Genomic DNA, 25,794 nt, shown 5'->3' with positions numbered 1-25,794 from the left:
TATGTATAAATTTTTCTGCGATCAGGAAATATTATAAAAAAAGCCATGTTTACATGGCAGAAAGCAGGAAAATCATATGGGAAAAATGAATATCAGAAAAGCAGCGATGATCGGTTGCGGATTTGTAGGTGCATCATCGGCATTTGCGCTGATGCAGAGCGGTATTTTTTCAGAAATGGTTATGATCGATGCAGATCATGCAAAGGCAGAGGGAGAAGCGATGGATTTAAGCCATGGACTTCCATTTGCAAGACCGGTAAAAATATATGCCGGGGATTATGATGATATCACAGATGCCGGGATCATTATCATCACGGCAGGAGCAAACCAGAAGCCGGATGAGACGAGGCTTGATCTGATCCATAAAAATGTAGAAATTTATAAACAGATCATTCCGGAAATTGCAAAGAGAGACTGTGAGGGAATCCTCCTTATCGTGTCAAATCCGGTAGACATTCTTACCTATACGGCATTAAAGCTCTCTGGTTTTCCGGAACACCGTGTGATCGGCTCGGGAACGGTGCTTGATACTGCCCGGTTAAAATATCTGATCGGGGAGCATTTAGGGGTGGACAACCGCAGTGTACATGCGTTTATCATCGGCGAACATGGAGACAGTGAACTTGCAGCATGGTCAAATGCAAATATTTCAGGCGTGAGACTTAGCGATTTCTGTGAAATGCGGGGACATTTTATGCATGAAGAATCAGAAAACCGTATCTATGAAAAAGTAAGAAACAGTGCTTACGAGATCATTGAACGGAAACACGCCACGTATTATGGAATCGCAATGGCGGTAAAGAGGATCTGTGAATGTATCATAAGAAATGAACAGTCGATCCTGCCGGTATCATCCATGATGCGTGGCATTTATGGGATGGAGGACGTCGTGATCAGTATGCCTGCCATTGTTGGAAAAGACGGAGTGGAGGATGTGATACCGATCTCGCTGGATGATGAAGAAAAAATCCAGTTAAAAAATTCGGCAGACATTTTGAATGAAATGAAAGAGATGATAAAAAAAGAACATGGGATCGGTTAAAAAAGAAGGATAATTGTGTTATAGTTTATTTATGCAGAGCACAACACAAAAGAGGAGGGACATATCATGTCCATGCGCATATATACCATGACACACAAAAAATTCACGCCGCTGTCGGATAAACTGTATGTACCGCTCCATGTCGGAAGGGCATGTGGGGAAGATTTTGGATATCAGGGAGATGATACAGGAGAACAGATCTCGGCATTGAACTGTTATTACAGTGAACTGACAGGATTTTACTGGATCTGGAAAAATTGTCATGATGTGGATTATGTCGGTACCTGCCATTACAGAAGATATCTGATCAATGAAAAGGAACAGATTTATACGGAGGCGGAATACCGGGAACTGTTAAAGAAATATGACCTGGTCACAACGAAAAAGGTTCAGTTAAATAATTCTTACTATGATGGATTTTCGGCAAATCATAATATACGGGCGCTTGAAATGACAGGAAAAGTCATAGCAGAGAAATACCCGGAATATGCAGATGCGTTTGACACGCTGGTAAATGGCAGACAGACTTATTTTGGAAATATTCTTGTCACATCAAAAAAATTATTTGATGAATATGCGTCCTGGCTGTTTTCCATTTTTTTTGAAGTGGCAGAGCGGATTGAACTGGAGACGGGAGAAGATGCCTACCATAAAAGAGTATTTGGATTTATTTCTGAATTTCTATTGCTTGTTTGGGCTACCGTTAAGAAATTGCGTGTGTATGAATGTAAGGTGGGAATGCTTGGAGAAAAGGCAGAAACAGGTGAATTAAAACAAAGACTTGCCGAATGTTTCAGAAAACGTGATGTTGATCTGGCAAAAAAGATTTTTCTGGAAACAAGAGAAATGCGGCCGGATGTATTGATGGAGGCGTCGGATATCACAGGTGAATTGCATCTTTGTATGCAGATCATTGCAACCGCAGGGGAGGAAAGGTGCCATGGAGAAACAATGATCCTGGAGAGGGAAAATGATTTCGACAGGCTGATAGAAATTTTCTCAGAATTAAACCGGATTGTAAGCAGGTACCGCGAAGACAGTCAGAGCACAGAGGATATCTGTTTCCTGAAAAAAGAAAAAATATCGGGGACTGCCGTCTGGGTGGCAGTTATGATAGGAAAAGAATCGGATAGTGAAAAAAAGGATCTTCTGAATCGTATATTAAAAGATCTTCATTAAATTTTAAGAAATGCCGGAGAACAGGAAAATACAAGCGTGCGGAATGACACGGTAACCTGTGCCGGCATTTTTTGTTGACAATTATTTTAGGGTCTGTTATGATAAAACGTGCGTGAAAAAGTGTTTTTGCGTTGTAGATCCCTTATATGAATAGTAAGAGCAGGCAACCGTAGTCTAATGGATAGAACACCGGACTCCGACTCCGGCAATGCGGGTTCGATTCCCGCCGGGTGCATTTTGACAGTCAGATAGCAGGCGGCATACTATATGTTTCGCCTGTTACATATTTTTGTGAAGTTTTATATAACAAATGGAAAGGGATGGAAAATACAATGGCTTCTTCGAATGTTGATGATAAATTAAAAAATGATACAGAAAATAAAGAGACAGGTAATAAAACAGAAAATAGTGGGACAAATAAGATCCTTATGTTCATAAAACAGAATGTCCGGTATATCACAGCAGGTGTATTATTCCTTGCACTTGTGCTTATTTTAGTGAAAGCCGGATCACCGAAACAGTCACAGAACGGACAGGATGTTGCGGCAACAGAAGTTACGTCAGAGGCATCGAATGATGCAGTGCAGGAATTTGAAGTGGATGCACATGAGGATGTAAATACATTAATCAACCAGTATTACACCGCATATGCAGCAGGAGATACGGATACTCTTCAGACAATCGCCACTCCATTGTCAGAAAATGAGAAAAGCTATATTTCTGTATTCAGTCAGTATGTTGATGCATACCAGAATATCAAATGTTATACCAAACAGGGGCTTGATGCATCTTCATATCTTGTGTCTGTTTATGTGGAAGTAAAATTTAAGGATGTAGATACAGTTGCACCGGGACTGGATTTCTTCTATGTGCGCACGAATGATGATGGCAGTGTATATATTGATAACCTTTACAGCCAGTACAATTTAAAGATAAAAGAAAATGCGTTAGATACAAGCATCCAGAACCTGATCAGTGAGTATGAGGGAAGTGAAGATGTCAATTCACTCCAGAAAGAAGTCCAGGACAAATATGACACGGCAGTTGCGTCAGATGATAAGCTGAGCGAGATGATCCAGACGACAATTCCGAATGCGATCACTGAGTGGGCAGGTACGATTGTAAGCCAGAATACCGAAACAGAAAGTACTGAGCAGGTACCGGAAGAAACAACGGAGGCAGAGCAGACTGAAACGCCGGAAGAGAATACAGACCAGCCTGAGGAAAATGGACCGACGCAGAGCGAACCGGATACAGTTTATGCAGTAGATACGGTAAATGTAAGGGCAGCAGCAGATACCGAATCAGAAAAACTTGGTACGTTAGAGCAGGGTACAGCACTTACAAGAACAGGTACAGATGGTGAGTGGAGTATTGTTAATTATAACGGTCAGACCGGATATATCAAAACAGAATATCTGACTACAAAGAATGCTGATTCTGAAGCAGACAATGGACAAACAGATAATGGTGGTAATGATGAACAGACATCTGCAGGTGATTTCATAGCAGAGGGAACAGTTATTACATTAAAGGATTCTGTAAATGTACGTTCTGGAATGAGTGAGTCAGACAGCAAGATAGGAACCGCATTTACAGGCGAGAAAGTAACGGTGGTCATGAGTTATGCAGAAGGCTGGACAAAGGTGACATGGAATGGTCAGACCGGATATATTAAAACTTCCCTGTTGCAGTAACTGCTGAATATATGATGTGTAGCAGGATTCCAGCAACAGACTTGTTGTCATAGTAAAAATGGCGGAGACTTTAAAAAGAAGTCTCCGCTTTTGTGCAGAAAGAGAAAGGTGAAAAATGCAGGAGGCAGTCAGAATCAATAAATATCTCAGCGAGGCAGGAGTGTGTTCCAGAAGAGAGGCAGACCGCCAGGTGGAAGCCGGAAATGTGACAATAGACGGTGTGGCTGCATCCATGGGGGCAAAAGTATTGCCGGGACAGACGGTTCTTTTTTGTGGAAAGCCGGTAAAAAAAGAAGATGAAATGATACTTCTGGCATTTCATAAACCGACAGGAGTCGTATGTACTGCAGAAAAGAGAGAAAAAAATAATGTGGTGGATTATATCAACTATCCCAAACGGATCTATCCAATCGGAAGACTGGACAAAGATTCCGAAGGATTATTGCTTATGACAAACAATGGTGATATTGTAAACCGCATTATGCGTGCCGGAAATATGCATGAAAAAGAATATATTGTTACCGTTAATAAACCTGTGACGGACGGTTTTCTGCGGGGACTTGCAGGTGGCGTGCCGCTGGTGGAATTGAATGTTACCACACGTAAATGTAAAGTCTGGCGGACAGGAAAAAGGCAGTTTGGCATCATCCTGACACAGGGATTGAACCGGCAGATCCGCCGTATGTGCGAATATTTTGGATACAGAGTGGAAAAACTGGTAAGAACCCGTATTATGAATATCGAACTGGGAGATTTAAAAGCCGGGAATTACCGCGAAGTAACATCACAGGAATATGATGAACTGATGCGGCTTGTAAAAGATTCATCAAACACGACAGTGATTCACAGACGGGATGGAGGAGACAGATGACACCGGAAGAACAGATCAAAGAATTAAGAGATAAGATCAATTATCATAGCGACAGATATTATAATCAGGATAATCCTGAAATCTCAGATTATGAATTTGACATGTTGATGCAGCAGTTAAAACGGCTGGAAAAAGAACATCCGGAGCTTGTAACTGAAGACTCGCCGACACAGCATGTCGGTGGTACGGCAAAGCGTACAGCAGGTATTCTGGTGCACCATAATGTCCCGATGTTAAGTCTTCAGGATGTATTTTCGAAGGAGGAAGTCGTTGATTTTGTGGAGCAGATGAAAGAGCAGTTAGATGATCCTGAGTTTGTGGTGGAATATAAGATTGACGGATTATCTATGGCGCTCCGCTACGAAAATGGCGAACTTGCCCTTGCGCTGACGCGTGGTGATGGGGTGAACTTTGGCGAAGATGTGACAGCAAATGCAAAAGTGATCTCAGATGTTAAAAAGAAACTGAAAGACCACCCGGAATATCTGGAGATCCGTGGTGAAGTCTATATGAAAAATGAGGACTTTGACAGAGTCAATGAACAACAGGAACTGCTCGGTAAAAAGATTTTTGCAAATCCAAGAAACTGCGCTGCAGGAACGCTGCGCCAGCTTGACAGCCGTGTGACAAAAGAAAGAAAACTGTCCATGTTTGTATTTAATATCCAGCAGGTGCGTGGCATGGAGATTGCAACGCATACCGAAGGATATGAATTTTTAAAGAAACAGGGGATTCCGATCATCGAAGATTACAAAGTATGTAAGACTGCAGACGAAGTCTGGGATGCCATCACGGCAATCGGAGAGAATCGTGGAAATCTTGGCTATGATATTGACGGGGCAGTCATTAAGATCAACCGTTATTCAGACAGGGAACTGCTGGGAAATACCTCGAAAGTCCCGAAATGGGCGATCGCATACAAATATCCGCCGGAAGAAAAAGAAACGAAACTGCTTGATATTGAGCTTTCCGTTGGAAGAACAGGAAGAATCACGCCGACAGCGGTTTTTGAACCGGTGCGCCTGTGTGGAACTTCTGTTTCAAGAGCAACATTGCATAATCAGGATTTTATTGATGATCTTGATGTGGGAATTGGTGATACGATCGTTGTTTATAAGTCCGGAGAGATCATTCCAAAGGTCAAAGAAGTCCGCAAGGAAAAAAGACCGGACGGCTGGAAGCGTTTTATGATTCCGGATGTCTGTCCGGTCTGCGGTGCAAAGACGGAACGCGAAAAAGATACAGCAGATATCAAATGTACGTCGCCAAACTGCCCGGCGCAGTTAGAACGTCATATCATTAACTTTGTCGGCAGAGATGCCATGGATATCAAGGGATTTGGTACGGTTTATATTGAAGAACTTGTGCGTTTGGGGTATATTAGAGATATTGCTGACATATTTGAACTGAAAGATCACAGAGAAGAACTGATCGAACAGGGAATTATCGGAAAAGAAAAGAATACGGACAAACTTTTAGATACGATCGAAAAGGCAAAGGAAAATGATGCGTATATGCTTCTTACCGGATTTGGTATTCCAAATGTTGGGAAAGCGGCAGCAAAGACGATCATGAAACGTTTTTCCTCGATCACAGATTTAGCGGAAGCCGATCGGGAAACTCTAATGGAGGTGGATGATGTCGGAGAAGTGAGTGCAGACTGCATTTTCCGTTTCTTCCATGACGAAAAAAACAGAGCAATGATCAATCGTTTAAAGTCGTTAGGTGTAAATATGGAAGCGGAAGAAACAGAGACGATCGATTCGGCAGTCAGCGGAAAAACAGTAGTTATTACAGGTACTTTGCCGACACTGGGAAGAAAAGAAGCAGCAGAGCTGGTGGAAAAATACGGCGGAAAAGTATCCGGTTCCGTATCAAAAAAGACAGATTATGTTGTTGCGGGAGAAAGTGCGGGCAGTAAACTGACAAAAGCACAGGAACTTGGAATAACCGTGCTTACGGAAGCAGAACTGTTTGCCCTGCTTGGAATTAATACAGAGAATGGGAGTACAGTGCGATAAATAAGTTCGATAGCTTATTTATCACACAGGTATTTGTTTCTGGGCAAAACAAATACTTTTTATGGCAGACACAAATCTGACATTTGCGTCGCCGCTTCCCAACAAATTGCTCAGAGAATGGAGTATAATTATGCCAATTAAGACACAGAGTGATTTACCGGCAAAAGAGATATTGGAAAAGGAAAATATATTTGTTATGGATGAAAGTCGTGCAACACACCAGGATATCCGTGTCATTGAGATCGGAATCCTGAATTTAATGCCGTTAAAAGAAGACACAGAGCTGCAGCTTCTGCGTTCATTGTCTAACACACCGTTACAGATCAATGTGACATTTATTACGGTATCATCCCATGAGTCAAAAAATACATCCATGAGTCATTTAAACAAGTTTTATGAGACATTTGATGGAGTGAAGAACCGTTATTTTGATGGACTGATCATTACAGGTGCTCCGGTGGAACAGATGGAGTTTGAGGAAGTGGATTACTGGAAGGAAATGTGTGATATTTTTGAATGGACAAAGACACATGTAACATCCACAATGCATCTGTGCTGGGGTGCACAGGCAGGACTTTATTATCATTATGGACTAAAAAAGCATCTGCTGGATAAAAAAGTATTTGGTGTGTTTGAACATCATGTCATGAACCGTAAAGTGCCGTTAGTCCGTGGCTTTGATGATTATTTTATGGCGCCTCATTCAAGACACACGGAAGTCCGTGCAGAAGATATCCGGAAAATACCGGATCTGACGATCCTTGCTGAGTCAGATGAAGCAGGCGTTTTCCTTGCAATCGCGGATGAAGGCAGACGTATTTTTGTCATGGGACATCCGGAATATGACCGTGTCACACTTGATAAGGAATACAAACGTGATAAAGCAAAGGGACTGCCGATCGATCTCCCGGTCAACTATTATCCGGATGATGATGATACGAAAAAGCCGAGGTTGGAGTGGCGTTCACATGGAAATATCCTCTATTCAAACTGGCTGAATTATTATGTGTATCAGACGACACCATATGAATTTATTGATACGGCGGAAATACTGGCTTCACGCTGATTTTACCTGGGTTTCAGAAAATTATAAAATTGTATAAAATGATACAAATCAGGCAGTTAGGGCATACTAGATATTAGGTTATCTGATATGCCTTATTTTCCGCCTTTTTTGTGCGATATATTGTACAGGATTCATATAATTATAGGATTTGTTTTATTTGTGAGTAAATAAGGAGCTGTTACATTATTTGGCAAACATATGGAACACATTTCCGAAAAGGGAGTTTTAAAATTTAACAGTATTTTTGAATACGAAACTTTGATTTTACAAAAGGCAGGGGCGTTGGTATAATTATTATATTGAGGTGCTTTATTTTTTGGAAAAATGAAAAATCTTGGAGATGACTATGATGAAATGTAAAAATTAGTTTGCGATACAATAATATATATGAGAAATGCATGAATGCAAATCAAAGAGGTCTATTATGAATCTGAATAGAATTTTAGAAAAACAAAAAATATATAGTCAGGGAAAAGATAAGATAGATACAGTCACATTATCTTCCTATGAAAAGGACTTTGAACTGACTTTTACGCATAATTCCACGGCTATAGAAGGAAATACATTGACGTTGATGGAAACAAAGGTAGTCTTAGAAGATGGAATTGCTGTAGGTGGAAAAGAACTGCGGGAAATATATGAGGTTGTCAATCATAAGAAGGCATATCAGTATGTTAAAAAGTGTATAGCAGAAGGAAAAGCCTTGGATGAGCATATTGTAAAGGATATTCATGCAATTCTGACAGAAAATATTATAGTGGGCGGTATTTACCGGAATCAGGAGGTACGGATCAGTGGCGCGGTGCACGTTCCACCAGTTGGAAATGATATGTTTATTCAAATTAAAAATTTTTATGATGATTTAGGACGGAAAAAGGATGCATTGAATCCTGTTGAATATGCAGCATGGACACATGCGGAATTTGTGCGCATTCATCCATTTATTGAAGGAAATGGCAGAACTTCAAGATTATTGATGATTTATCAGCTTATGTCAGCAGGGTTTTTGCCAGTATCTATAGCAAAAGAAAATCGATTGGATTATTATAACGCTTTAGAAGTTTATGCTGTACAGGGAGAACTTGAACGATTCACAGATTTAGTGGCTGAATTGGAAGAAGAGCAGCTAGATGCATATATCAAACTGATTTAAATGAAGGAGAGGCTGATAAAACTACTTCACAGTTCACTCCACAGTTTTATACAAATTTTAGTTTCCAAAATAAGAATAGTCTGTTATAATAGACTCATAATATCACTTAGGAGGCAATTAGCGATGGGTGAGGATAGAAAAACATTTAAAATAAAGGATGGTAATTTGGGAGAAGTGAAGATAGCAGATGAGGTAGTTGCCATCATTGCAGGGCTTGCCGCTACTGAGGTTGAAGGGGTAGGTTCCATGGCTGGCAACATTACAAATGAACTTGTTAGTAAGCTTGGCATGAAGAATCTTTCCAAAGGCATTCGCGTAGAGGTGCTTGAGGGAACCGTCAATGTAGACGTTGCGCTGAATATCTCTTATGGTTATTCAATTCCGGAAGTATCAGCCAAAGTACAGGACAGAGTAAAAAATGCGATTGAAAATATGACAGGACTTGAAGTATCCGTAGTGAACATCCGTATCGCAAGCGTGGACATGGGCAATAATAAATAATGCTATTCTAAGGAAAAGAGGGTGTCTTAAGCGACATCCTTTTTCCTTATGCGTAAAAATTATAATTAGAAAGGATGACAGAAGAAAACAATATGACCAGAAGAGAGATAAGAGAGCAGGTTTTTAAAATGCTGTTCCGTGTGGAATTTTATAATCAGGAGGAAATGTCAGAGCAGCTTTCGCTGTGCGAGGATGATGCCTGTGACTGGAAAGAAAAAGACAAGACATATATTTTTGATAAAGTAGAAAAGATTTCCGAAAAGATCGGGGAGATCGATGCAAAGATCAATGAGGTCTCCGAAGGCTGGAAGACAGGAAGAATGGGAAAAGTAGATCTGACACTGATCCGTCTTGCTGTGTATGAGATGCTGTATGAGGAAGATGTTCCTGCAAAAGTTGCGATCAATGAGGCTGTGGAACTTGCAAAAATGTATGGTACAGATAATTCACCTTCATTTGTAAACGGTGTACTGGCAAAACTGGTATGATGAAAAACGTATATTCCGTAGGGCAGGTCAATACATATATCAAGAATATGTTTGCCCAGGATTTTATGTTACAGAGGATTAGTGTAAAAGGTGAGGTGTCGAATTGCAAATATCATACCTCCGGGCACATTTATTTTACGATCAAGGACGCAGCTGGAACACTGAATGCGGTAATGTTTGCAGGAAGCAGAAAAGGTCTGAAGTTTCAGATGAAAGAGGGCGACCAGGTTGTAGTGACCGGTTCGGTGGAAGTGTATGAACGCGATGGAAAGTATCAGATCTATGCTAGAGAGATCGAACTGGATGGAGCCGGAAACCTTTATCAGAAGTTTGAAGCATTAAAACAGGAATTAGAAGAGATGGGAATGTTTGCTGCCGAATATAAACAGCCAATCCCCTCATACGCAATGAAGATCGGTGTGGTGACAGCACCGACCGGTGCAGCCGTGCAGGATATCCGCAATATTTCTGCGAGGCGCAACCCGTTCGTTCAGCTTATTTTATATCCTGCACTGGTGCAGGGAGATGGTGCAGCCGAAAGCATTATAAATGGCATCCATGCCTTAGATGCACTTGGTGTGGATGTTATGATCGTCGGCAGGGGCGGTGGCTCGATTGAGGATCTGTGGGCATTCAATGAGGAAGAGGTGGCGCGTGCTATCTTTGAGTGTAAAACACCAATTATCTCAGCGGTTGGTCATGAGACAGACTGGACGATCGCAGACTTTGTGGCAGATCTTCGTGCACCGACACCGTCAGCGGCTGCAGAACTTGCGGTGTTTGACTATGCAGCAGTGGCAGGAAGGCTGGATGAAATAAAAGACAGAATGTTCCTTTTAAATATGCAGCGTGTGCAGCAGATGCGAAAAGAATTAAAACATGCATCAGACAGACTTTCTTATCTGAGCCCGGAGGGGCAGCTGCGTGAAAAACGAAAATATGCCATGGATCTGGAAGAACAGTTAAGAAACTGTATGGAACATATGATCGAACTGCGCAGGCACAGACTGGCATTACTTTCAGAAAGATTAGAAGGCGTATCGCCGGTCAAAAAACTTGCACAGGGATATTCTTATGTGACGGATGAAGATGGGCATACGCTGACAGATACAGAAGGTATAAAAACAGGTGATCACGTAAAGATCCGTCTTTTAAAAGGTGCATTAGAAGCAGAGGTAACGGAGGTTTTGCATGAGTGATGAGACAAAAAACAAGCCTGCACTCGAAGATAACTTTGCAGAGCTTGAGGATATTTTAAAACAGATGGAACAGCCGGAAATTTCATTGGAACAGTCATTTTTACTGTATCAGAGCGGTGTGGAGAAATTAAAAGAATGTAATGTGATGTTAGACACGGTAGAGAAAAAGATGCAGATTTTAAACGCAAAAGGTGAACTGGCAGATTTTTAAATACAGACGGTGCATATGGAGGAGCAGATATGGATATCAAAGCGGAAATAGGCAGACATACGGATGAGGCAGAACAGATCATAAGTTCCTATCTGCCAAAAGAGGAAGGATATCAGAAAACGGTGATCGAAGCTATGAATTACAGTTTTCTTGCAGGAGGAAAAAGATTACGGCCGATTCTGATGTTAGAGACTTACCGGCTGTTTGGCGGAAGGTCAAAAGTGATCGAGCCGTTTATGGCAGCGATCGAGATGATACATACATACTCACTGGTGCATGATGATCTGCCGGCGATGGACAATGACGAATACCGCCGCGGCAAGAAGACAACACATGTGGTGTATGGGGAGGCGATGGCGATCCTCGCCGGGGATGCCCTTTTAACATATGCATTTGAGACAGCAACAAAGGCACTTGACATCGAACCACAGAATCCGGGAATCGGAAAAGCAATCCGTATTTTATCTGTAAAAGCGGGAATTTATGGAATGGTTGGCGGTCAGACTGTGGATGTAGAGTCGGAAAACACCTGCGATATGACAAAAGAGAAACTTGATTTTATCTATCGTCTCAAGACGAGTGCACTGATCGAGGCATCTATGATGATCGGAGCCGTTCTTGCAGGAGCAACCGGAAATGAGCAAAAGATCGTGGAAGAAGTGGCATCTAAAGTCGGTCTGGCATTTCAGATACAGGACGATATTCTTGATGTGACAAGTACGATGGAAGTACTTGGAAAACCGATCGGCAGTGATGAAAAAAATCACAAGAGTACGTATGTGACGTATGAGGGTATCGAAAAAGCAGGAAGGGATGTTGCAGACCTTTCAGAACAGGCGATTGCACAGATGGAAACACTTGTTGTAAAAAATGAATTCCTGACAGAATTATTGCGTTATCTGATCTCGCGTGAGAAATAATAGAATGTCCGCTCTGTGAACATTCTATTGTCAGGAATAATAGTCGGTACGAAAAGAGAACCGGGAAACAGAGGAAGTCAGTATGATATTGGAAAAAATAAAAAAAGAAAATGATATCAAAGAACTCAGTGAGGAAGAGTTGGCGATATTAGCGGATGAGATCCGCGAATTTTTAATTCAGAAAATATCGGTTACCGGTGGACATTTAGCATCGAATCTGGGGGTTGTAGAGCTTACCATGGCACTTCATCTGTTTTTAGATCTGCCAAAGGACAAGCTGATCTGGGATGTTGGTCATCAGTCTTACACCCATAAACTTCTGACAGGGAGGAAGGATAACTTTGATACACTCCGCAAATATGGCGGGATGAGCGGTTTCCCCAAAAGAAAAGAGAGTGATTGTGACTGTTTTGATACGGGACACAGTTCTACTTCGATTTCGGCAGGACTTGGCTATGCCCACGCCAGAGAAATTTCGGGCGAGGACTACAAAGTAGTATCTGTGATCGGAGACGGAGCACTGACCGGAGGTATGGCTTTTGAGGCTTTAAATAATGCAGCACAGCTAAAATCAAATTTTATTATTGTGCTGAATGACAACAATATGTCTATTTCTGAAAATGTCGGAGGACTTTCAACCTATTTATCCGGTTTCCGTACAGCAGACGCTTATCTGGATCTGAAAATGGGTGTCATGAATTCCCTGAATAAGATTCCGGTTTATGGAAATAAAATGGTAGAGAGAATCCGGAAGACGAAAAGCGGGATCAAACAACTGTTTATTCCGGGCATGCTTTTTGAAGAGATGGGAATTATTTATTTAGGCCCTGTTGATGGCAGTGATATGAAGGGAATATTGCGGCTGCTGAAAGAAGCATCTAATATTGAAGGACCGGTTATGGTGCATGTCCTGACGCATAAAGGTGCAGGGTATCTGCCGGCAGAACGTCATCCGGCAAGATTTCATGGGACAGAGCCGTTTGATATTGAAACCGGATTGCCGAGTAAGCCGAGAGTAAAAGCAAATTACACAGATATTTTTTCGACTGTGATGCGCAAACTCGGTGACCGCGATGAAAAAGTAGTAGCTATTACGGCGGCAATGACGGATGGTACGGGTCTGAAACGGTTTCATAATATGTTCCCGGATCGTTTCTTTGATGTCGGAATTGCGGAGGAGCATGCAGTCACATTTGCTGCCGGACTTGCAGCAGCGGGATTGAAACCGATATTTGCGGTATATTCATCTTTCCTGCAGCGTGCCTATGATCAGATCCTGCATGATGTGTGTATTCAGAATCTGCCGGTTGTTTTTGCAATTGACCGGGCAGGGCTTGTAGGCAGTGATGGAGAGACGCATCAGGGTATTTTTGATATATCTTACCTGTCTACGATTCCGAATATGACGATCATGGCGCCAAAAAACAAATGGGAGCTTTCTGATATGATCAAATATGCCGTTGATTTTCCAACGCCGGTTGCGGTAAGATATCCGCGGGGAGAGGCATATGACGGACTGAAAGAATACAGGCAGCCGATATCCGTTGGCAGAAGCGAATGGATTTACCGCGAATCGGAGATTGCACTTGTGGCATTAGGATCAATGGTTAAGACGGCCGAGACTGTGCATGCGGCATTAAAGGAAGAAGGGATTCCGGCAAGTCTTATCAATGCCCGTTTTGCGAAACCATTAGATACACAGATGTTAATGGAAGCTGCATCAAAACATACACTTATAGTCACTATGGAAGAAAATGTCATAAATGGCGGCTTTGGAGAACATATTACAAGGTTCTATAATGAACAGGGGATTTATGTGAATGTACTCAACATTGCGATTCCGGATGAGTATGTGGAGCATGGAAATGTTGATATTCTCTACCACGAAGTTTGTATTGATGCGGATACTATATTAAAACGGATCAAAGAAGTTTATCATCCATTATAAGGCAGAAAGGATACAGATTCATTGAAAGAAAGATTGGATTTACTGTTGGTAAACAGAGGACTGGCACCGTCCAGGGAGAAAGCGAAGACAATGATCATGGAAGGCAATGTGTTCGTAGAGAATGAGCGCGAGGACAAGGCTGGTTCCATGTTTGATACGGAAGCAAAGATCGAGATAAAAGGAAATACGTTAAAGTATGTGAGCAGAGGTGGTCTGAAACTTGAAAAAGCAATGACACATTTTGATATAGAGTTAAATGATAAGGTTTGTATGGACATCGGGGCATCGACCGGAGGATTTACAGACTGTATGCTTCAAAATGGCGCAAAAAAGGTATATTCTGTTGATGTCGGATATGGTCAGTTCGCATGGAAGTTAAGGCAGGATCCGAGAGTAGTCTGTATGGAAAAAACAAATATCCGTTATGTGACACCACAGGATATTGATGATGTGCTGGATTTTGCATCGGTTGATGTCTCATTTATTTCACTGACAAAGGTGCTTGGACCGGCAAGAGAACTGCTTGCAGATGGTGGTGAGATGGTCTGTCTTATCAAACCACAGTTTGAAGCAGGAAGAGAAAAAGTAGGAAAAAAAGGTGTTGTACGTGACAAATCCGTTCATGAGGAAGTAATCGATAAAGTTATTTTGTTTGCCATTTCAATCGGATTTTCGGTTCTTCATCTTGAATATTCGCCGATCAAGGGACCGGAGGGAAATATTGAATATCTGGTGCATTTAAAGAAAGAACAGGATGTGGAACAGGCAGGCATGGAAGAAAACGTCGATGTACAAAAAGTGGTAGAAGCTGCACATGGGGAACTGGATAAATAAATGAAAAATTTTCTGATCATTACAAACTATTATAAGGACGCAGAGGCAAGACTGACGAACCGCATCAAAGAATATATCGAAAATAAAGGTGGTTTCTGCAGTGTTTTTTTCAGTAATGGAGAGACACCGGGGGAGGCGGCACCACATAAAGAAAACATTCCTGCGGATACACAGGGCGTTTTAGTGCTTGGCGGGGATGGCACGCTGATCCGGGCTGCAGCAGCTTTGGTAAAGAGCAGGCTGCCTTTGATCGGTGTCAATCTTGGAACATTAGGATATTTGTGCGAACTTGAAGAAAAGGATGTATTTGAGGCAGTTGACAAACTCATGAAAGATGATTACATGGTCGAGGAGCGGATGATGCTTGGTGGATATGGAATCAAAAACGGAGAGATCCTGTCTGCGGATATTGCACTCAATGATGTGGTAATTCACCGAACCGGGGCACTCTCGGTAGTAAATCTGATCGTTTATGTCAATGGGGAGTATCTGAATACATTCCGCGCTGATGGAATTATTATATCGACGCCGACCGGTTCAACCGGGTATAATATGTCTGCGGGTGGCCCGATCGTGGATCCGAAGGCACAGATGATGCTGATCACACCGATCAATGATCATAATCTAAGTTCAAAAAGTATTGTGATCAGTGCAGATGAGGAGGTTACCGTAGAACTTGGAAAGCGCCGGTCGCAGAAAGACGAGATGGTAGAAGTCAGCTTTGACGGAGACAGCAAAGTGCGTTTGGAAGTTGGTGACCGTTTTGTGGTGCGCAGGGCAGAAGATACGGCTAAGATCTGCAAATTAAGCAGTGAGAGTTTTCTTGAAATACTGCGCAGAAAGATGAGTGCTTATACATAATAGTGGATCTATCTTTAGAACAGGAGAAAGTATGAAGACAAAAAGACAGGAAAAAATACTTGAACTGATAAAAAAGAATAACATTGAAACCCAGGAGGAATTATCAGATTACTTAGAGAGAGAAGGGTATCAGGTAACTCAGGCAACGGTTTCAAGGGATATTCGGGAGTTAAAGCTGACGAAAGTCGCAATCAACGGGGGCAGGCAGAAGTATGTTGCGCTGATGGAGGCAAATGAAGATCTGTCCGAGAAATATACAAGGGTATTCCGTGATGGATTTGTTTCCATGGATATGGCGCAGAATATCCTTGTGATAAAGACCGTTTCAGGAATGGCAATGGCGGTGGCTGCGGCATTAGACGCTATGCATCTGCATGAAGTGGTGGGATGCATCGCAGGGGATGATACGATTATGTGTGCAGTCAGAAGTGTACAGGAAACTGTTGAAGTAATGGGACGGTTGCGCAAGATTGTAGAAGAATAACAGGCTATCAGAAAAAAGGAGATACTTCCGGGAGAGAATGCGCGTGAGAGCGCAGGAAGGAGATTCTATGTTACAAAATCTACATGTGAAAAATTTAGCACTGATTGATGAATCGGAGGTCGATTTTGCAGAGGGGTTAAATATTTTATCCGGTGAGACGGGAGCCGGAAAGTCCATTATCATCGGATCGATCAATCTTGCACTTGGAGGAAAGGTTTCAAAAGAGATGCTGCGTGATCCGGAAAAAACAGCACTTGTGGAGCTTATTTTTTCTGTTACAGAAAAACAGAAAATGCTTTTAGAACAGCTTGAGGTGGAGATTGAGGACGATGAGGTTATCTTAAGCCGTAAGATCACTGGTGGACGAGGTGTTTCAAAGATTAATGGAGAAAGTGTGCCTGTTTCAAAAGTAAAAGAGATCGCCTCAGTTCTGATCGATATTCATGGACAGCACGAGCACCAGTCTCTTTTATCGAAAAAAAAGCATTTAGAGATTCTTGACAGTTATGCAAAGGAAGAGATCGAACGGCCGAAAAAGGAGCTTGCAGACGCGTACAAGGAATATAAAAGACTTGTAGCAGAGTTAAACGAAGCGGATGTGGATGAAGAAGAACGCTTAAGGGAGGTCTCTTTTCTGGAATATGAAGTTGGTGAGATTGAAGAAGCAGGGCTTACCATAGGCGAAGATGAAGAATTAGAGACACAGTATAAGCGTTTCATCAATGGAAAAAAGATCGTGGAAGCACTGAATCAGGCATATCAGTATACCGGAGGAAATGATCAGGCATCGGAACTGACCGGACGGGCACTAAGAGAGCTTTCAGGTGTATCTGCATATGATGATAAAATTGCTGATATGGAAGAGATGCTGACACAGATCGACAATCTGCTCAACGATTTTAACCGTGAGATCGCAGATTATCTGGAAGATACGGATTTTGACGAAGAAACATTTTATCAGCTGGAAAAGCGTTTAGATGAGATCAACCATTTAAAGTCAAAATATGGCAGTTCCATTGAGGAAATCTTAAACGCATGCGAAGCAAAACAGGAACGTCTGCTTCATTTAAAGGATTATGATACTTATCTGGCTGATCTGAAAGAAAAAGTAAAAAGTGCAGAGAAAAATCTGCAGAAAAAATGTGAGACAGTGTCTGCTGTCCGTAAAAAACATGCAGATAAACTGGTTGCTGCAGTGACAGATGCATTGAAAGATCTGAATTTTTTGGATGTTGTGTTTGAAATGCGGTTTGGTGTGTTATCAAGTTATACTGCCAACGGGTATGATGACGCAGAGTTTATGATCTCTACCAATCCGGGTGAGCCGGTGCGTCCTCTCGGAAAAGTAGCATCTGGTGGAGAACTTTCGAGGATCATGCTCGCAATAAAAACAGTGCTTGCCGATCAGGATGAGGTTGAGACACTGATCTTTGATGAGATTGACAGCGGGATCAGCGGGCGTACTGCACAGATGGTTTCTGAGAAGATGAACCTTTTAGGACGTACACACCAGATCATCTGTATCACACATCTTCCGCAGATCGCTGCGATGGCAGATGCACATTATCTGATCGAAAAAGCTGTCTCAAACGGTTCAACAGTATCGAAGATCAGAATGCTTGATCCTGCAGAGACCGTGGATGAACTCTCACGTATGCTTGGAGGTGTCGAGATCACGGATAAGGTAAGAGAGAGTGCGAAAGAAATGAAAGAGCTTGCTTTAAAAAAGAAAAAATAAAAATTCCAAAAAGAGGCTGGATTGTAAAGAAGTGGCAGTACAGTTTGGATAAATAACAGCGTGAAAAAGAAAAAAGCACATATAATAAAAAGGAGATATCAAAAACAGGATATCTTCTTTTTTTGCGAAATATGGGTAAAACAGGAGAGAAAAAATGAAAAAAATAAGTGCTTATTATAAAATTATACAAAATCTTACCTGTATGGGATTCTTTTTGACACTGATTTTTGCTGTGAGATCATTTCAGAATGCTGTTCCGGATGAGATATATGTGAGGGCAGGAGAAACAGTATCGTATGATTTTAAAGTACCGGTCAGCATTGTATTAAAGCAGGATGGCACGGAGGTATTTGATTATCTGACAGAAGATTCAACGCTTACGTATCGTGTGAACTGTAGATTATTTGGAATTTTTCCTGTTAAGGACATCACGGTCATGCTGGTGGAGCCGGAAACCGTTTATGCAAGTGGAATGCCGGTTGGGATTTATGCAAAAACAAAGGGTGTTCTTGTAATAGGAAATGGAGAAGTTGAAAAGATAGATGGACGTGAGGTAAAACCATCAGAAAATCTTGTAAAAAGCGGGGATTATATTGTAAGTGTAAACGGAAAGGCAGTTAATGAGAAGGAAGATCTTGCAGCAGCAGTGAATGAGGCAGGTGGGGGAAAAGATGTTCTTGGAATCATGCGTGGCGAAGAATACATTGAAGTTTCCTTAGATCCGGTTAAAAGTGTCAGCGGAAAATACATGCTTGGTATCTGGGTCAGGGATGATCTTGCGGGAGTGGGTACACTTACGTATTATAAGCCGGATGGAACTTATGCGGCACTTGGACATGCGGTAAGTGACAGTGATACCGGAACGATCATGAATATGTCGGAGGGATATCTTTACCATACGGACATTGTAGGCATAAAAAAGGGAAAAGTGGGAACTCCCGGAGAACTTTCCGGTATTATCCAGTATGGAGACAATACAAAAATAGGATCGATCATGCAAAATACAGATCTTGGCATTCATGGCATCCTGAATGGAAACTTGAAGTGGTTAGAAACAGGTGAGTGCTATGAAGTGCGTTATAAACAGGATATCAGGATTGGAAGCGCATTTATTGTATCATCTGTTTCCGGGGAAAGTAAAAAGTATGAAGTAATGGTGGAAAGCGTTGATTATAAGGGGAATGACGAAAATAAAGGAATTCTGATCCGGGTTACGGATCCTGTGCTATTGGAATTGACGGGAGGAATCGTACAGGGAATGAGTGGAAGCCCGATCATACAGGATGGAAAACTGATCGGAGCAGTGACTCATGTGCTCGTGAATGATCCGACCAGGGGATATGGGATATTTGTTGAGAAAATGCTTTCCTATCATAATTAAATATGATATTATTAAAGCAAATTAACAGTTTGCATAAGTAGGTGAACACATGTATTCAGAGAGTGAAACAGAGAAATTAGCAGCAGAATATATGGAAAAAGGCCGGACTGCCTTCTTTTCAAAAGAATTAAATAAGGCAGCAGCGTTAACGCAGAATGCGATTGATATATATCAGACAGAAAAGAATTACGAACAGTACGCATATGCGCAGAACATGATGGGCGTTATCTATATTTCGCTTGGCAATGAATCAGCAGCAATGGATTGTTATCTGGAAGTACTGGAATGTTCGAAAAGACATGGCGTAACGTCAGTTCTGGCATTAGCCTATAATAACATAGGATCGAGATATCAGGAACTGCAGCAGCATGGGAAAGCGATTGATTATTTTGAAAAGTCTGCTGATGAACTTGAAAAAGTTACGGATACGGAGAATGAAAATTTTCAGATAAGATATCTGATTACACATATGAATCTGATGAAATCATATGGAGAGCTTGACAGGCTGGATGATGCATGTGAGGAGCTTGTTAAATTAGAAAAATGCAGCAAAGATGTTATGGATGGGATGTATTATTACTCGTATCTGACATTGAAATCAAGACTTTACTGGAGCATTGGAAGAAAAGAATATGTATATGAGCATCTGGACGAATTGATCAAAGGCGGCATTGATGATTCAAATGCAGCAGATTATATTGAAGACATGAGTGATTTGTGTGCATTGTTAAAGGATATGCGTGAGTTTGACAAGTGGAAGAAAGTTATTCTGGTGTTTGAACAGTATGTTAAAAAGCAGCACAGCGTTTATTATGAAATGCTGCTTACAGAAATGTGGTTAGAGTACTATAAAGAACTCGGTGACACAGAGCAATATGTGAAGCTGTGTATTCATTACGTAGAAGTGTCACAGCAGCAGAAAAAAGCGGATAATGAGGAACGTGCACGCGCGATCGATTTAAAGATTGAACTTCAGGAAAAAGAAGAACAGCGTAGACATGCAGAGATACGTTCGAATCAGGATGCGCTGACCGGACTGGGCAACCGGTACATGTTAGAGAAAGATGCTGTGGATGTGATCGGTCAGGCAATAAAGACAGGCAAAAAGATTGCGGTAGGCATACTTGACATTGATTGTTTTAAACAGCACAATGATACATATGGACATATTCAGGGGGATCGTTGTCTGCAGCTGGTTGCAGATGTATTGAAAGCAGCCGTGGCAGGATGCGGGAAGGCATACAGATATGGCGGAGATGAGTTTGTCTTAATGATCCAGAATGGCGAGGAAGATGTAATTACAGGAATTGCCCGGACGATCAAAGAAAATTTACAACAGTTACATATAGAAGATAAGGGTTCAGGCAGACAGGTGACGGTCACGATTTCCCAGGGATATGCCAGCTTTTTGCCGGACAAACAGGAGAACAGGAACAGCCTGATCGAACATGCAGATAAAGCATTGTATGAAGTAAAAGAAAATGGAAGAGATGGATTCCGTATTATTGTAGAATAATCCATATTTTATGTGTTTTTTGCGCTTGACGACTACATTCGACAAATAATCTGACCGGAAATAAGTATCATCAAATTGCAAATAATTTATGATTTTTGTCACAGGAGGGCTTGAAATGGAAAAATTAAGTGTAGCAATTGCTGATGATAATGAGATAATGTTACAGTTATTAGGAGATATTATCGAAAGTGATGACGAATTGAATGTGGTGGGGACAGCAAAAGACGGTGAGGAAGCTTATCGTGTGATAAAAACAAAAGAACCTGATATCGTACTTCTCGATATTGTGATGCCAAAGTTGGATGGACTTGGAGTACTTAGCCGTGTGAACAAGGATAAAACAATAAAAAAACACCCTGCATTTATCATGATCAGTGCGATCGGACAGGATCGTATCACGGAAGATGCGATCAATATGGGGGCATCTTATTACATTATGAAGCCATTTGACAATGATATGATCATTGACCGGATCAAACGGATCAAAAACCGCAGTGTACCGGGAATGGAAAAACGCAAGATAAACGCATATGAGAAAGCAGAACCGGTCAGTGAACGCAGTCTTGAAGCGGACGTAACGGAGATCATCCATGAGATCGGTGTTCCGGCACATATCAAAGGATATCAGTATTTAAGGGATGCTATCGTTATGTCCGTAAATGATATGGAGATGCTGAATTCTATCACAAAGATCCTTTATCCGACCATTGCAAAGAAGTATCAGACGACGTCAAGCAGAGTGGAGAGAGCAATCCGCCATGCGATTGAAGTTGCATGGAGCAGGGGGAAAATGGATACAATTGATGAGATGTTTGGCTATACGATCCACAATGGAAAGGGAAAACCGACCAATTCAGAGTTTATTGCACTGATCACGGATCGTATCAGACTGGAACATAAAATGTATTAATACTTTTCAGAAAAGCGAAAAAGAGTTATAATATTCTTTAGATTTTCAAAAGTTTATAGAAAAATAAATTTTTGGGCTGGAGGGTTTATGACATGAAAAAAATATTATTTACGGCTTCAGAAGCTGTGCCTTTTATGAAAACCGGTGGACTTGCAGATGTAACAGGCTCATTGCCGAAATATTTTGATAAGACGAATTATGATGTAAGGGTTATTCTTCCAAAATATGTCTGCATGGATGAACGGTGGAAAGGACAGCTTCATTTTTTATGCCATTTTTATGTGAATTTAAGCTGGAGAAAACAATATGTCGGCATTTTTGAAACAACGTACGATGGAATTACCTATTATCTGGTAGACAATGAATTTTATTTTGCCGGAAATGCACCATATAATAATATTTATGAGGATGTAGAAAAGTTTGCATTTTTCTCAAAGGCAGTGTTGGAGGCATTGCCGTATCTGGATTTCTGTCCGGATGTTATACATTGTCATGACTGGCAGACAGGACTGATCCCGGTATTTTTGCGGACTTTATATGGGGATGAGGAATACTATACAGGTATAAAGACGGTATTTTCGATTCATAATCTGAAGTTTCAGGGAAGATGGAAACTGCCTGCTGTTATGGATATTACCGGATTGCCGGAGCAGATTTTTACATCGGATAAGTTAGAGTCTTACGGTGAGGCAAATTACTTAAAAGGCGGTGTGGTCTATGCAGATGCGGTCACTACCGTCAGTCCGACCTATGCCTATGAGATCACTACACCGGAGGGAGGCGAAGGATTAGAAGGGCTTATGTATGCGTGCAGAAACAAACTTTCCGGCATATTGAATGGTCTTGACTATACTGAGTATGATCCACAGAAAGATATCTATCTGTCCAATCATTATAATGAAATGAATTATAAAGAAGGAAAAGCGCTCAACAAGGCGCGTCTGCAGAAAAATGACTCCTTACCTGTGGATGGAGATGTATTTCTGATCGGCATGGTATCGCGTATGACAGATCAGAAAGGCTTTGATCTGATCGCATATATCATGGATGAGCTGCTCAGTACGGAGCGTGTTCAGTTTGTTGTGGCGGGGACCGGGGAGGCACGCTATCAGGATATGCTGTCTTATTTCGCAGGAAAATATCCGGATAAGATGAAAGTACATATCGGATATTCAGAAGAACTCGCACATCAGATTTATGCCTCCTGTGATGCATTTTTGATGCCGTCCTTGTTTGAACCGTGTGGTTTAAGCCAGTTAATGAGTCTTCGTTATGGTACTGTTCCTATCGTACGTGAAACGGGAGGACTTAAGGATACCGTCATTCCGTACAATGAATATACAAAAGAGGGAACAGGATTTTCTTTTGCAAATTATAATGCGCACGAGATGTTAGAAACGATCCGCTATGCGATATCTGTATTTTATCAGCATAAAAACGACTGGGATATACTGGTAAAACATGGCATGAGTCAGGATTTCTCCTGGAATGCATCGGTTGTAGAGTATGAAAAACTATATGATGGTCTGATGACGAAATTTACATGGTAATACGGCTGCTTTCTCTTGAATAATAATATACATGGTCAGAGAGAATATCTTCCACAGATAGCTGGGTGGAATTGACCTCACATACCATTTCCGAAAGCTCCCGGTAGGATTCCTGTGTGGTATCCCTGGTTTTATTCCCGGATGAAAGCAGAGGATCAGATGGTAAGGAAAAAGAACTGACAGGAATGATAAGAACTTCGTGGATACTGCTTGGAAGGATGTAGAGATCACTTCTTAAGCGGTCTGCGAAGTTTTTTAACAGATCCTGATACAGAATGCAGGCAGAGCCGTTTAATTTTGTATGGTTGGAAAGCACATACATGGGAAAAGGTGCCGGCGGAGCGAGGAGAGCAGCACTGTCGTCACCGGAAAGAAGTTCTTTTAGTACGTCACTCATATTTCGAAGTTCATAATGCAAAAGATCCGGTGTGTTTTTACATGCGAGTGCATAAAGATCATCTTTTGTGATATTCCAGAAAGAAAGATGATGGTTGTGGATCAGAATCGTGGCAGAGCTCCCTGCGTGTGTGAAAGAGTCAGTGGCAAGGTTATTTTCTTCCGAAAAAGACTCGATGATATCGTCGGGATAAATACTGATCAGACAGCTGAACACGATCGCTAAATCGAGAAAGCGGAAATGGGGAACGTCAGATAACAGTGCTTTGTTGCGCTCGTAATTGATCAGCTTAAAGATAATGCGGGACTGTACTTTCTCATAGCATGTGAAAAAGGAAATGTCAACACTGTGGGAAGGCTTGTTCTGCTGATAGATCGTTTGAATTTCGGCGCAGATATCAGGAAAAGATCGGCCTTTTTCATATTCGCGGAAGTAGTCATTCAGATAAATGGTTGGTGAAATATTACAGCCCGGAGTTAAAACGGTCAGACCGTCTAAGTGGGTATTGTTATTTTTTAAAATATCCTGCAGGATAATGGAAACATCAGAACCGAATGCGTCCTGTAAAGATTGTCTGATCTGCTGTTTAAATGTCTGATATGTCATAATGACCTCCTGTAAATACAGATATGTCTGAGTTATATGAGATATACCTGTGGTGCAGGAGAAGATATTACTGCCTATAAATGGGGAAAGTCCACGCAAAAAACTGCGTGGACTTACTATATCATATACATACTACAAATGCAAGAAAAATTATTCGGATTTTAATTTTTTCCAGAGATAATTGTAAAGAGAGGTTGTAGATTCGTCAAACTGTTTGTACACAGTACAGTTATCTAAAGTTTCCTGTGGTGGAAAAATCGTGGTATCACTTAATGTTTCTTCATCTAGCGCATCAATCACGGCGAGATTGGGTGTGGCATAGCAGACATAATCAAAATTAATCATAGCTACATCCTCGCGGCACAGAAAATCAAGAAATTTTTCGGCATTTTCCTGATTCTTGCAGCTCTTTGGCATAAACCAGGAATCAATCCATAGGTTCGAACCCTCTTTTGGAACTGTATAGGAGAGATCATCGTTTAATTCCATCGCAGTGGCAGCTTCCCCGGAATAAACCAGCGCCATTGCTGCATTGCCGGCGGCCATCTCATCAGCGGTCTCATCTACGTAGTAGGCGTAGACAAGCGGTTTTTGCCTGATCAAAAGATCTACTGCGTTATTTAGTTCCGTTTCATTTTCTGTGTTGATGTCATAATTTAACAGGCGAAGAGCCGGTACAAACGAATCGCGGACAGAATTCTGCATGATAATGGAATCTTTGTACTTTTCATCCCACAGAATGTTCCAGGACGATACTTCGTCATCTGTGACCATTGTGGTATTGTAGAGGATACCAAGTGTTCCATAAAAATATGGCATGGAATAGGATGCATCCGGGTCAAAAATCCTTGCAGCATCAATGATCGACGGATCTATATTCTGGTAATAAGAAAAGTGATCAAAGTCGATTTTGTTTGCCTCTCCTTCGGAGATCAGACGTTCTACCATGTAGTCGGAAGTGCAGATTAAGTCATAACCGATGGAACCGGCTTTATATTTGGTATACATTTCTTCCGGACTTTCGTATTCCTCTAATTTGACGTGAATGCCTGTTTCCTGTTCGAACAATTTTAAAACAGAACTGTCCATATATTTTCCATAATTTAAAACAACCAGCGAATTGTCATCAGTGGTGTCTTTATTTCCACATCCTGCCATAAAAAGGGTGCTCAAAAATAATAACGGAAAAATAATATATTTTTTCATGAAAGCCTCGCGTTC

At 41.4% G+C, this 25,794-nt stretch carries 23 protein-coding genes and 1 tRNA gene; 22 read left to right on the top strand and 2 right to left on the bottom strand.

Annotated elements, in window-relative coordinates; translation table 11 throughout:
* Positions 1 to 76 precede the first annotated feature (76 nt).
* The 22 genes from DXA60_RS01905 (at position 77) to glgA (ending at position 23,570) form a co-directional block, all read left to right on the top strand.
* Positions 77 to 1,042 carry an L-lactate dehydrogenase gene (locus tag DXA60_RS01905; RefSeq protein ID WP_117919008.1) on the top strand — a complete coding sequence of 322 codons (966 nt, stop codon included), beginning with the start codon at positions 77 to 79 and terminating at the stop codon, positions 1,040 to 1,042.
* 66 nt (positions 1,043 to 1,108) lie between these two features.
* Positions 1,109 to 2,221, top strand: coding sequence for a DUF4422 domain-containing protein (locus tag DXA60_RS01900; RefSeq protein ID WP_117919007.1), 1,113 nt, complete (start codon positions 1,109 to 1,111; stop codon positions 2,219 to 2,221).
* Between the two features lie 163 nt (positions 2,222 to 2,384).
* Positions 2,385 to 2,456 (top strand) — tRNA-Arg (locus DXA60_RS01895).
* 97 nt (positions 2,457 to 2,553) lie between these two features.
* Positions 2,554 to 3,918, top strand: coding sequence for an SH3 domain-containing protein (locus DXA60_RS01890; protein ID WP_243006719.1), 1,365 nt, complete (start codon positions 2,554 to 2,556; stop codon positions 3,916 to 3,918).
* A 115-nt stretch (positions 3,919 to 4,033) separates the two neighbouring features.
* Positions 4,034 to 4,789, top strand: a complete 756-nt coding sequence (gene rluF, locus DXA60_RS01885; protein WP_117919003.1) for a 23S rRNA pseudouridine(2604) synthase RluF — start codon at positions 4,034 to 4,036, stop codon at positions 4,787 to 4,789.
* Positions 4,786 to 6,810: an NAD-dependent DNA ligase LigA gene (ligA, locus tag DXA60_RS01880; protein ID WP_117919002.1), complete on the top strand. Its 2,025-nt coding sequence runs from the start codon at positions 4,786 to 4,788 to the stop codon at positions 6,808 to 6,810. Before rluF ends, ligA begins: the two co-directional genes overlap by 4 nt.
* 130 nt (positions 6,811 to 6,940) lie before the next feature.
* Complete coding sequence (metA, locus tag DXA60_RS01875; RefSeq protein ID WP_117919001.1) at positions 6,941 to 7,876, top strand: homoserine O-acetyltransferase MetA; 936 nt, start codon at positions 6,941 to 6,943, stop codon at positions 7,874 to 7,876.
* Positions 7,877 to 8,300: 424 nt separating this feature from the next.
* Entirely contained in the window at positions 8,301 to 9,029 is a 729-nt protein-coding gene (locus DXA60_RS01870; protein ID WP_117918999.1) for a Fic family protein, read from the top strand.
* Between the two features lie 123 nt (positions 9,030 to 9,152).
* The gene (locus DXA60_RS01865; protein ID WP_006857647.1) at positions 9,153 to 9,530 is read left to right on the top strand and encodes an Asp23/Gls24 family envelope stress response protein; all 378 of its coding nucleotides are present in this window, start codon (positions 9,153 to 9,155) and stop codon (positions 9,528 to 9,530) included.
* A gap of 92 nt (positions 9,531 to 9,622) precedes the next feature.
* Entirely contained in the window at positions 9,623 to 10,018 is a 396-nt protein-coding gene (gene nusB / locus DXA60_RS01860; protein ID WP_186898694.1) for a transcription antitermination factor NusB, read from the top strand.
* Complete coding sequence (xseA, locus tag DXA60_RS01855) at positions 10,015 to 11,217, top strand: exodeoxyribonuclease VII large subunit (RefSeq protein WP_117918995.1); 1,203 nt, start codon at positions 10,015 to 10,017, stop codon at positions 11,215 to 11,217. The genes nusB and xseA overlap by 4 nt, the downstream gene beginning before the upstream one ends.
* Positions 11,210 to 11,428: an exodeoxyribonuclease VII small subunit gene (xseB, locus tag DXA60_RS01850; protein WP_117918993.1), complete on the top strand. Its 219-nt coding sequence runs from the start codon at positions 11,210 to 11,212 to the stop codon at positions 11,426 to 11,428. The genes xseA and xseB overlap by 8 nt, the downstream gene beginning before the upstream one ends.
* Before the next feature lie 29 nt (positions 11,429 to 11,457).
* Positions 11,458 to 12,348 carry a polyprenyl synthetase family protein gene (locus DXA60_RS01845; protein ID WP_117918990.1) on the top strand — a complete coding sequence of 297 codons (891 nt, stop codon included), beginning with the start codon at positions 11,458 to 11,460 and terminating at the stop codon, positions 12,346 to 12,348.
* Positions 12,349 to 12,430: 82 nt separating this feature from the next.
* On the top strand, positions 12,431 to 14,296 hold the full coding sequence (gene dxs, locus DXA60_RS01840) for a 1-deoxy-D-xylulose-5-phosphate synthase (protein WP_117918988.1): 1,866 nt from the start codon (positions 12,431 to 12,433) through the stop codon (positions 14,294 to 14,296).
* 21 nt (positions 14,297 to 14,317) lie between these two features.
* Positions 14,318 to 15,130, top strand: a complete 813-nt coding sequence (locus DXA60_RS01835; protein WP_117918986.1) for a TlyA family RNA methyltransferase — start codon at positions 14,318 to 14,320, stop codon at positions 15,128 to 15,130.
* Entirely contained in the window at positions 15,131 to 15,991 is an 861-nt protein-coding gene (locus DXA60_RS01830; protein WP_117918984.1) for an NAD(+)/NADH kinase, read from the top strand.
* Between the two features lie 31 nt (positions 15,992 to 16,022).
* On the top strand, positions 16,023 to 16,475 hold the full coding sequence (gene argR, locus DXA60_RS01825) for an arginine repressor (protein WP_117918982.1): 453 nt from the start codon (positions 16,023 to 16,025) through the stop codon (positions 16,473 to 16,475).
* A 67-nt stretch (positions 16,476 to 16,542) separates the two neighbouring features.
* The gene (gene recN / locus DXA60_RS01820; RefSeq protein ID WP_199536171.1) at positions 16,543 to 18,213 is read left to right on the top strand and encodes a DNA repair protein RecN; all 1,671 of its coding nucleotides are present in this window, start codon (positions 16,543 to 16,545) and stop codon (positions 18,211 to 18,213) included.
* A 154-nt stretch (positions 18,214 to 18,367) separates the two neighbouring features.
* On the top strand, positions 18,368 to 19,594 hold the full coding sequence (gene spoIVB / locus DXA60_RS01815; protein WP_117918978.1) for a SpoIVB peptidase: 1,227 nt from the start codon (positions 18,368 to 18,370) through the stop codon (positions 19,592 to 19,594).
* 49 nt (positions 19,595 to 19,643) lie between these two features.
* Complete coding sequence (locus tag DXA60_RS01810; protein WP_241070683.1) at positions 19,644 to 21,110, top strand: GGDEF domain-containing protein; 1,467 nt, start codon at positions 19,644 to 19,646, stop codon at positions 21,108 to 21,110.
* 115 nt (positions 21,111 to 21,225) lie between these two features.
* A complete protein-coding gene (gene spo0A, locus DXA60_RS01805; protein WP_015520632.1) occupies positions 21,226 to 22,020 on the top strand; it encodes a sporulation transcription factor Spo0A in 795 nt (264 codons plus the stop codon).
* A gap of 92 nt (positions 22,021 to 22,112) precedes the next feature.
* On the top strand, positions 22,113 to 23,570 hold the full coding sequence (gene glgA, locus DXA60_RS01800; protein ID WP_117918976.1) for a glycogen synthase GlgA: 1,458 nt from the start codon (positions 22,113 to 22,115) through the stop codon (positions 23,568 to 23,570).
* Here the strand turns inward: glgA and DXA60_RS01795 are convergent.
* Positions 23,560 to 24,573: a DUF5688 family protein gene (locus DXA60_RS01795; RefSeq protein ID WP_117918974.1), complete on the bottom strand. Its 1,014-nt coding sequence runs from the start codon at positions 24,571 to 24,573 to the stop codon at positions 23,560 to 23,562. The genes glgA and DXA60_RS01795 overlap by 11 nt on opposite strands.
* Before the next feature lie 150 nt (positions 24,574 to 24,723).
* Positions 24,724 to 25,779 (bottom strand): ABC transporter substrate-binding protein, encoded by a 1,056-nt coding sequence (locus tag DXA60_RS01790; RefSeq protein ID WP_117918972.1) that lies wholly within the window; start codon positions 25,777 to 25,779, stop codon positions 24,724 to 24,726.
* Between the last annotated feature and the right edge of the window lie 15 nt (positions 25,780 to 25,794).

The sequence above is a fragment of the Roseburia sp. OF03-24 genome (assembly GCF_003463035.1).
GTDB lineage: Bacteria > Bacillota > Clostridia > Lachnospirales > Lachnospiraceae > Roseburia > Roseburia rectibacter.
The sequence above is the reverse complement of the archived record's forward strand: the minus strand, read 5'-3'. Positions and strand labels throughout refer to the sequence as shown.

Excerpts from the sequence above, each read along its gene's own strand:
- DXA60_RS01905 (WP_117919008.1), top strand. The coding sequence starts at position 77 with ATGGGAAAAATGAATATCAGAAAAGCAGCGATGATCGGTTGCGGATTT.
- DXA60_RS01900 (WP_117919007.1), top strand. The coding sequence starts at position 1,109 with ATGTCCATGCGCATATATACCATGACACACAAAAAATTCACGCCGCTG.
- DXA60_RS01890 (WP_243006719.1), top strand. The coding sequence starts at position 2,554 with ATGGCTTCTTCGAATGTTGATGATAAATTAAAAAATGATACAGAAAAT.
- rluF (WP_117919003.1), top strand. The coding sequence starts at position 4,034 with ATGCAGGAGGCAGTCAGAATCAATAAATATCTCAGCGAGGCAGGAGTG.
- ligA (WP_117919002.1), top strand. The coding sequence starts at position 4,786 with ATGACACCGGAAGAACAGATCAAAGAATTAAGAGATAAGATCAATTAT.
- metA (WP_117919001.1), top strand. The coding sequence starts at position 6,941 with ATGCCAATTAAGACACAGAGTGATTTACCGGCAAAAGAGATATTGGAA.
- DXA60_RS01870 (WP_117918999.1), top strand. The coding sequence starts at position 8,301 with ATGAATCTGAATAGAATTTTAGAAAAACAAAAAATATATAGTCAGGGA.
- DXA60_RS01865 (WP_006857647.1), top strand. The coding sequence starts at position 9,153 with ATGGGTGAGGATAGAAAAACATTTAAAATAAAGGATGGTAATTTGGGA.
- nusB (WP_186898694.1), top strand. The coding sequence starts at position 9,623 with ATGACCAGAAGAGAGATAAGAGAGCAGGTTTTTAAAATGCTGTTCCGT.
- xseA (WP_117918995.1), top strand. The coding sequence starts at position 10,015 with ATGATGAAAAACGTATATTCCGTAGGGCAGGTCAATACATATATCAAG.
- xseB (WP_117918993.1), top strand. The coding sequence starts at position 11,210 with ATGAGTGATGAGACAAAAAACAAGCCTGCACTCGAAGATAACTTTGCA.
- DXA60_RS01845 (WP_117918990.1), top strand. The coding sequence starts at position 11,458 with ATGGATATCAAAGCGGAAATAGGCAGACATACGGATGAGGCAGAACAG.
- dxs (WP_117918988.1), top strand. The coding sequence starts at position 12,431 with ATGATATTGGAAAAAATAAAAAAAGAAAATGATATCAAAGAACTCAGT.
- DXA60_RS01830 (WP_117918984.1), top strand. The coding sequence starts at position 15,131 with ATGAAAAATTTTCTGATCATTACAAACTATTATAAGGACGCAGAGGCA.
- argR (WP_117918982.1), top strand. The coding sequence starts at position 16,023 with ATGAAGACAAAAAGACAGGAAAAAATACTTGAACTGATAAAAAAGAAT.
- recN (WP_199536171.1), top strand. The coding sequence starts at position 16,543 with ATGTTACAAAATCTACATGTGAAAAATTTAGCACTGATTGATGAATCG.
- spoIVB (WP_117918978.1), top strand. The coding sequence starts at position 18,368 with ATGAAAAAAATAAGTGCTTATTATAAAATTATACAAAATCTTACCTGT.
- DXA60_RS01810 (WP_241070683.1), top strand. The coding sequence starts at position 19,644 with ATGTATTCAGAGAGTGAAACAGAGAAATTAGCAGCAGAATATATGGAA.
- spo0A (WP_015520632.1), top strand. The coding sequence starts at position 21,226 with ATGGAAAAATTAAGTGTAGCAATTGCTGATGATAATGAGATAATGTTA.
- glgA (WP_117918976.1), top strand. The coding sequence starts at position 22,113 with ATGAAAAAAATATTATTTACGGCTTCAGAAGCTGTGCCTTTTATGAAA.
- DXA60_RS01795 (WP_117918974.1), bottom strand. The coding sequence starts at position 24,573 with ATGACATATCAGACATTTAAACAGCAGATCAGACAATCTTTACAGGAC.
- DXA60_RS01790 (WP_117918972.1), bottom strand. The coding sequence starts at position 25,779 with ATGAAAAAATATATTATTTTTCCGTTATTATTTTTGAGCACCCTTTTT.